Here is a 2,067-nt window from a genome sequence, read left to right as displayed (position 1 = left end):
ACCTGCACGCCGCGCGCCACCATACGCGCCTCCGCCTCGGCCTGCGATTCGGCGGCCAGCCGCCAGCCGCGGGCCTCCGCGTTGCGGGCGGCCGCCAGCACGGCGGCGCGGTGCGCCTCCGGCAGCGCGTCGAAGGCGCGGCGGGAGCAGAAGACGGCGTTCTTGGAGGTCGCGATGGCGGCGTTGATGAAGAAGCGGCTGTAGTCCCACACGGCCGTGTCGGCGGCGACCGGCGCGGTGGTGAGCTGGGCCTGGATGATGCCGGTGGCGAAGGCCTGCGGCACCTCCGGCGCGACGATCAGCGTGCCCGTCGCGCCGAGCAGCGCGGCGAGCCGCGTCGAGATCGGCGAATAGGTGCGGATGCGCAGGCCGCGCAGCTGGTCCGGGCTGGTGAGGTTCTGGTTGGCGGTGATCGCCACCTGCGGCCAGGGCGCCATGTAGAGCAGCATCATGCCCTGGCGGGCGAAGCGCGCCTCGATGAAGGGCGCCTGGACGGCGGCGAGCTTGCGCGCGTCGTCCAGGTTCTGCACCAGGCCGGGCACCGCATCGGCGTCGAAGATGGCGTCCTCGTTGCCGTAGGCGGTCAGCAGGATCTCGCCGAGCTGCACCTGGCCGGTCTGCACGCCGCGCTTGATCTGCGGCTGCGGCAGCAGGCTGCCGTTGGAGTGCAGCTGCGTCTGCACGCCATTGCCGGTCGTGGCCGCGATCTCGGCGAGGAACTCGCGCAGGTTGCGGGTGTGGTAGTTGCCGTCGCCGAAGCCGGAGGCGGCCTGCCAGCGTGCGCCCTGCGCGTGGGCGGGCGCGGCGAGCAGCGCGGCGGCGGCGCCGAAGGCGGCGCGGCGGGTGATGGGCATGGTGCGGCGTTCCCCCTGTCAGGTTCCGCCGATCATGCCCGCACTCCCGCCGGCCTTCCACCCGGCGGCGGCCCGGGCTCAGGCCCGGCGATACGCCTCGATCAGGGCGCGGCCGTCGGCGCCGGCGCGCTCGATCCACTCGTTGGTCATCTGCGCGCTGACGCGTCGCAGGCCCTCCATGAACTCCGGCGTCGGCGGGATGACCTGCATGCCGCGCTGGGCCAGCGTGCGCTCCGACGCGGTCTGCGACTCGCCGGCCAACTCGTAGCCGCGCACCTCGGCCCGGGCCGCGGCCTCGCGGATCTCCTGCTGGATATTGGAGGGCAGCGCCTCCATGGCCCGGCGGGAGACCATCACGGCGTTCTTCGTCATGGTGAAGCCGAGCGGCGTGAAGACCCGCGCGTAGTCCCAGGCCGAGGTGTCCACGCCGGTCTGGGCCGAGGTGATCTGCGCCTGCGCGACGCCGGTGGCGAAGGCCTGGGCGAGCTCGGCGGCCTGCACCAGCGTGGGCTGCGCGCCGACGATGGCGGCGAAGCGGTTGGTGGCGGGGGAGAAGGTGCGGAAGCGGAGCCCGCGCAGGCCCTCGATGCTGGTGATCGGCTGCTGCGCGTAGAGGCCGGCCGGCGGCCAGGGCACCATGTAGAGCAGGCTAAGACCCTGGCGGGCCAGGCGCTGCTCGATGTAGGGGCGCTGCAGGTCGGACAGCTTCTTCGCCTCGGCCAGGTTGCTGACCAGCTGCGGGATGCTGTCGGCGTCGAAGAAGACGTCCTCGTTGGAATAGGCCGCCAGCAGGATCTCGCCCATCTGCACCTGGCCGGTCTGCACGCCACGCTTGATCTGCGGCATCGGCAGCAGGCTGCCGCCGGAATGGATCTGCACCTGCAGGCGACCGCCGGAGATCTGCTGGATGTCCTCGACGAAGGTGCGGATGTTGCGGGTGTGGAAGTTCCCGTCCGGATACGGCGTTGCCATCTGCCAGCGCGTCGCGGTCTGCGCGGTGGCGCCACGGGCGATGAAGGGCGCGGCGGCGCCCGAGGCGAGGAGAGTGCGGCGGCTGAGCATGGCTGTGGGGTCCCCCTTCGTTGCCTGTCCCGAAGAGAGAATCGCTGCCGCCCGCCGCGCCGGCAAGGGGGGGCGCCCGGCGCGGCGGGGCGGCAGGGGCCCGCCTGGTCGAAGCCGGCGATCCACGACCGGGCCGTGCCCGCCCGCGGCG

Annotated in this window: 2 protein-coding genes; both read right to left on the bottom strand. The window is 73.1% G+C overall.

Annotated elements, in window-relative coordinates; translation table 11 throughout:
- A partial coding sequence (gene dctP / locus OZN99_RS30415) for a TRAP transporter substrate-binding protein DctP (RefSeq protein ID WP_270938949.1) occupies positions 1–854 on the bottom strand: 854 nt, incomplete at its 3' end.
- A 78-nt stretch (positions 855–932) separates the two neighbouring features.
- A complete protein-coding gene (locus OZN99_RS30410; protein WP_270938948.1) occupies positions 933–1,916 on the bottom strand; it encodes a TRAP transporter substrate-binding protein in 984 nt (327 codons plus the stop codon).
- Between the last annotated feature and the right edge of the window lie 151 nt (positions 1,917–2,067).

It is taken from the genome of Falsiroseomonas oryzae (genome assembly GCF_027856955.1).
GTDB classification, from domain to species: Bacteria; Pseudomonadota; Alphaproteobacteria; order Acetobacterales; family Acetobacteraceae; genus Falsiroseomonas; species Falsiroseomonas oryzae.
The sequence above is the reverse complement of the archived record's forward strand: the minus strand, read 5'-3'. Positions and strand labels throughout refer to the sequence as shown.

Excerpts from the sequence above, each read along its gene's own strand:
- OZN99_RS30410 (WP_270938948.1), bottom strand. The coding sequence starts at position 1,916 with ATGCTCAGCCGCCGCACTCTCCTCGCCTCGGGCGCCGCCGCGCCCTTC.